The organism is Kitasatospora sp. NPDC001527 (assembly GCF_040298605.1).
Lineage (GTDB): Bacteria > Actinomycetota > Actinomycetes > Streptomycetales > Streptomycetaceae > Kitasatospora.
On the sequence record NZ_JBEPAM010000108.1, the window covers coordinates 1 to 5,214 of the forward strand.

Annotated in this window: 5 protein-coding genes; 4 read left to right on the top strand and 1 reads right to left on the bottom strand. The window is 72.2% G+C overall.

Translation table 11 applies throughout. The annotated features are described in order from the left end of the window. Positions 1-70 precede the first annotated feature (70 nt). A complete protein-coding gene (locus ABT238_RS38470; RefSeq protein WP_350565079.1) occupies positions 71-1,840 on the bottom strand; it encodes an oleate hydratase in 1,770 nt (589 codons plus the stop codon). A 336-nt stretch (positions 1,841-2,176) separates the two neighbouring features. Here ABT238_RS38470 and ABT238_RS38475 point away from each other — a divergent pair, with 336 nt between their 5' ends. The 4 genes from ABT238_RS38475 (at position 2,177) to ABT238_RS38490 (ending at position 5,159) form a co-directional block, all read left to right on the top strand. After that, the gene (locus ABT238_RS38475) at positions 2,177-2,440 is read left to right on the top strand and encodes a hypothetical protein (protein WP_350565078.1); all 264 of its coding nucleotides are present in this window, start codon (positions 2,177-2,179) and stop codon (positions 2,438-2,440) included. A 173-nt stretch (positions 2,441-2,613) separates the two neighbouring features. Beyond that, positions 2,614-4,044: an erythromycin esterase family protein gene (locus ABT238_RS38480; protein WP_350807279.1), complete on the top strand. Its 1,431-nt coding sequence runs from the start codon at positions 2,614-2,616 to the stop codon at positions 4,042-4,044. Between the two features lie 192 nt (positions 4,045-4,236). After that, entirely contained in the window at positions 4,237-4,734 is a 498-nt protein-coding gene (locus ABT238_RS38485; RefSeq protein WP_350565074.1) for a phosphoribosyltransferase, read from the top strand. Positions 4,735-4,850: 116 nt separating this feature from the next. Next, a complete protein-coding gene (locus ABT238_RS38490; protein WP_350565072.1) occupies positions 4,851-5,159 on the top strand; it encodes a YkvA family protein in 309 nt (102 codons plus the stop codon). Positions 5,160-5,214: the final 55 nt, after the last annotated feature.

Below are 5,214 nucleotides of genomic sequence, written 5' to 3' on the forward strand. Positions count from 1 at the left end.
GCCCTGCTCGCGCTGGACGCGGTGCGCCGGTAGCGGCAGGCCGGTGGACCCCCGGAGCCGTGCGCCGGCGCTACCGGCCCTCGTCGATCAGCCCGAACTCCTCCAGCAGTGCGCCGACCTCGGTCGCCTCCAGCCGGTGCAGCAGCCGCTTGCGCAGGAACTCCGGTCCGGGCAGGCTCAGTTCGGCGCCGTCGCGCAGCCGGCTGGTCGCCGCGAGCAGCTTGCGCACGTCATAGGTCGAGTTGAACACCTCGGGGACGCCCCGCTCGACGTCCAGCAGCCGGTAGACGGCCTCCATGCCGGTGCGCACCGAGTACTCGGTGGTGAAGATGCAGTCCCGGCCGGTCTCCGCGAACTGGCCGATGAACGCGAAGTTCACCGCGCCGTCCGGCACCACCTGCGGCCGGTCGCCGGCCTTGCGGGGCAGGAAGAACGAGGTGACGTAGGGCATCATCACCGGGACGCAGCGCGCGGCCCCGGCGGCCAGCTCCGGGATCTCCGCCTCGGGAACGCCCAGGTGGTAGAGCCACTCCTGGGTGATCTCCTCGCCGGTGCACTCCTGCATCGGCTTGCGGACGTAGTCGCCCGGGCGGTCGACGAAGAGCGAGTACAGCCAGACCACGATCTGGTCGGCCGGCTGCTGCTTGAAGTGCGGCTGCCGGTTGACCGTCCAGCTCAGCAGCCAGGAGGAGTCACGGGCGGTGACGATGCCGCCGGTGACCACGCCACCGCCGAACGGGTCGCGCTTGGCGACCTGCTGGATGTACCGGGGGATGCGCGGGTCCAGGGTGGTGACGGTGGCCGACTCCCACTTGCTCCGCGGGATGTTGCCGCAGAACACCTCCGGGCGGCCGAACTCCGGGTCCTTGGCCGCGATCCGCCGCCACAGGTCCCAGGCCGGCGCCGGGCCCTCGTTCAGCCGCGCCGGGGTGTGCTGGTCGCCGTTGTCGGAGTTCTCGGTGAGCGAGCCGATGGTGGTGAACACCAGGTCGTCCTCGCCGAGTTCGACACCGCCGGGCTTGCCCGCCTCGGTCCAGTGGATCCGGGTGGCCCGCTTGCGCCCGGGCGCGAGGTCGAAGTCGATGTCGGTGACCTCGGTCTCGAAACGGAAGGTCACGCCCTGGTCCATCAGCCAGCGGGTCAGCGGCAGCACCATCGACTCGTACTGGTTGTACTTGGTGAACTTCAGCGCGGAGAGGTCCGGCAGGCCACCGACGTGGTGGACGAAGCGGTGCAGGTAGAGCTTCATCTCCAGGGCGCCGTGCCACTCCTCGAAGGCGAACATGGTCCGCCAGTACAGCCAGAAGTTGCTGTCCAGGAAGTCGCGGCCGAAGACCTCGTCGATCCGCTTGCCCTCCAGCTCCTCGCGGGTGGCGAGGAAGATCCGCACCAGGTCCTTCTGCGCCCGGTCGTTCAGCGCGAACAGCCCGTCGGTGCGGGCGTCCCGGCCCCGCTGCTCGGTGACCCGCTGGAGCGAGAAGTTCGGGTCGTCCTTGTTCAGCCAGTAGAACTCGTCGAGCACCGAGGCGCCCTCGACCTCCAGCGAGGGCACCGAGCGGAAGAGGTCCCACAGACACTCCATGTGGTCCTCCAGCTCGCGGCCGCCGCGCACCACGAAGCCCTTCTCCGGCTCCTTGATGCCGTCCAGCGCGCCGCCGGGCAGCCGCAGCCGCTCCAGGACGGTGATCCGCTCGCCCGGCACCTGCGCGTCGCGCACCAGGAACGCGGCTCCCGCGAGCGAGGCCAGCCCGGCGCCGACGAACCAGGCACTGGCCCGGTCGGCCCGCTCGGGCTTGCGCGGCCTGGCGAACGCTTCGTAGTTCCCGCTGCTCCAGTACACGTGCACTCCTTCGATCGGTGGTACGGCCGTTCGCGCGCCGACGGTCCTCGCCCACGCTTGCCAACGGCGCCTGCGGCGGCAACGCGGCTGGTCCGATCGGGTGACACCCCGGCGGACCGGCCGGCTGCGCCGTGATCACCACACTGCCGCGCCCGGGGGAGCGGCGAATCGGCCGACCGGGACCTGATCGCGGACCCAAGGTCCCGGGCCGGTGATGCGCTTGGTCCCGGTTTGGGTCGATGCTCCGCCGGGCACTACGGGCCCGGCACCGGCGCGGCGACCACGAACAGCCCACCCCGGGGTGTCCGGGAGGCCCGGGCGTCCGATCCTCGTGCCATGGCCTCGATCGTCGTCCTCTACGAGCTGGACCCCGGCCGGGTGCTCGGCCCGGAGGGGGTCGAGCCCGCCGTGGCAGCCGTGCACGCCGCCGGATCGGACCCGGACGTGCCGGAGGACCCGCTGCCGAGCACCCTGTGCGGGCGGGACACCGGAGACATGGAGCACGCGCACTTCCGCCCCGGTCTGGGCGAGCCGTGGTACCCGCCCGCCCTGGCCGAGCAGCGCTGCCGCGAGTGCGAGCGGGCGCTGCGCGCCCTGTAACGGACGGCGGGCCGCCGCCGGTCTTCCGGCCGGCCACCGGATCCGGCCGGGGGGTTTCCCCCAGGCAGGTCGGAGGCCGTCCCCAGCGCGCCGCGGGCGGCGCCGACGCGAAGATCGACTCACTGAACGCCGAGGTCGTCGGCGTTGTGTCGAGTCGAGGAGTGATCGCAGGCATGGCAGGCAACAAGCGGATCGGACGGCGCGGACTGCTGGCCGCGACGGCGGCGGTGGCGGCCGCGGCCGTCCTGGCCCCGATGGCGGCGGTGGCGGCGCCGGTGTCCCCGGCAGCGCCGGCGGTCCCTGCGGCCCCGGCGGCCCCGGCGTCCTCGGCGCCCCCGGTGTCCCCGGCGGACGGGTACGCGGCCACGGCGCGGCGGTCCGCCGTCGTGCGCGCGCTGGAGAGCGTCGCCCAGCCGCTGCGGACGACGGAGCCCGGCGCCCGCACCGCCGACCTCCGGGCGCTGGACGCGATGATCGGTGACGCCGCGGTGGTCGGCCTCGGCGAGGCGACGCACGGCTCGCACGAGTTCTTCGCGATGAAGCACCGGCTGTTCCGCCACCTCGTCGAGGAGAAGGGCTTCACCACCTTCGCCCTGGAGACCAGCTGGACCAGCGGACTGCTGGTCGACGAGTACGTCCAGGGCGGTCCTGGCGATGCCCGCCAGGTCGTCAAGGAGGCCCTGGGCGGCAGCCCCTGGGAGCGCGAGGAGTTCGCCGACCTCATCGACTGGATGCGCGCCCACAACCGCAGCCACCCGCAGCGCCCGCTGCACTTCGTCGGCGACGACATCGGCGCCCCGAGGCTGGGCGACCGGATCTTCGAACGGGTCACCTCCTATGTGCGCGAGGTCCGCCCCGACGCCGTCGCGCGGCTCGACGGGCTCTACGCGGGCCTGCGGCCCTTCGACGACGTCTTCGGCTACCTCCGGCTGCCGCTCGCCGAGCGCCGGGAGAACGCCGCCAGGGCCCAGCAGGCCCTCGACCTGGTCACCGCGACCGGTGCCCCCGGCGAGGACGCCCACGAGTGGGCCGTCCAGCACGCCCGCAACATCGCCCAGACCTTCGCCTTCGCCGGCCTGGACCTCACCGACCCGGCCTCCGTCTCCGCCGCGGAGCAGCTGCGCGACCGGGTGATGGCGGACACCACCGCCTGGTGGCAGCGCCGCACCGGCGGCAAGGTGCTGCTGTCGGCGCACAACGGCCACACCGGCTACCTGGCCACCGACACCTTCCTGTACCCCAAGCCGCAGGGCTCCCACCTGCGCGACGCCTACGGCAGCGACTACGTCGCCATCGGCTTCACCTTCGACAGCGGCTCCTTCCTCACCAACGACGAGATCCTGACCGGCGCCTGGAAGACCGTCACGGTGCCGGCGGCCACCCCGGACATGAACGAGTACACCCTCGACCAGGTCCGTTACCGCGACTACTACCTCGACCTGCGCACCGCCCCGCGCGCGGCCCGCGACTGGCTGGACGTCACCCGCCCCACCTACGACGCCGGCTCCGTCTTCGTCGACGACCCGATGCCGCGGCTCGCGCTCGGCCGGGCCTACGACGTGCTCGTCCACCTGAACCAGGTCACCCAGGCGCGCAAGTTCTGACGCTCCCCGGGCAGCCCCGGCACGGCGAAAGAATCTTCGTCTCCGTACGGTGTGACACCCCCACTTGAGAGGGTCGTGGCCGAAGAATTTCCTGTCCTGGCCTGCCTGCCGCTGCCCGGGACGAGGCCCGCCGTGCTGCGGTCCCCGGAGGCCGGTGGTCGTCGTGGGCCGAGGAAGGTGGAGAATGTGCAGGTGAGCGATGTACGTGAGGTCCTGGATTATCCGGCGTTCGGCCGGGCGGTGCGCGAGCTGGCGCAGGCGGTGGCGGATGACGGGTTCGAGCCCGATCTCATCCTGAGCATCGCCCGCGGCGGTGTGTTCGTGGCAGGAGGTCTGGCCTACGCGCTGGACTGCAAGAACATTCATCTCGTGAACGTCGAGTTCTACACGGGCGTGGGCACGACCCTCGACATGCCCGTGATGCTGGCACCCGTTCCCGAGGCGATCGATTTCACCGACAAGAAGGTCCTGATCGCCGACGACGTCGCTGACACCGGAAAGACGCTGAAGCTGGTGCGCGACTTCTGCCTCGGCCACGTCGCCGAGGTGCGCTCGGCCGTCATCTACGAGAAGTCGCACAGCCTCGTGCAGTGCGAGTACGTGTGGAAGCGGACCGACGACTGGATCAACTTCCCGTGGTCGACGCAGGCGCCGGTCGTCAGGCGCGCGGGCGGAGTACTCGACGCCTGACCGGGCCGGACCTCCCGTACCCTGGGCAGGGCCGTGCGGCGAGCGCGTGCGTGCCCGCCCGGGCCGTTCCGCCCGCCGGAGGCGGGTCGGTGCGGGTGCGAGCGGGAGGTGTACCGGTGGACGGTAGCGGCGTTCTGTGGTGGGTCGCCGGCGCTCTGCTGGCCGTGTCCCTGGCGGTCGCGGTGGTCCTGGTCGTGAAGCTGGTCCGGGCCCGGAAGCTCCTGGCGTCGACCGGTGTCCCCATGTCGGCCAAGGTCCTGTTCTGGGCGTCCGTCGCCTACCTGATCAGCCCCGTCGACCTGCTCCCCGACCCGGTTCTGCTGGACGACATCGGGCTGCTCCTGGTGGCCCTGCGCACCCTGCACAAGGCGGCGGTGCGGGCACCGCGCGGATCGGGCGACGTCGAGCGATCCGGTCCGGCCTGACCACCCGCGGGGGCCGGGCGAACGGCCGGTTCCGCCCCTGGGCAGGGGCGGTACC

What these genes read in the sequence shown, in the direction of transcription:
- ABT238_RS38475 (WP_350565078.1), top strand. Translation starts at nt 2,177, where the DNA reads ATGGCCTCGATCGTCGTCCTCTACGAGCTGGACCCCGGCCGGGTGCTC.
- ABT238_RS38480 (WP_350807279.1), top strand. Translation starts at nt 2,614, where the DNA reads ATGGCAGGCAACAAGCGGATCGGACGGCGCGGACTGCTGGCCGCGACG.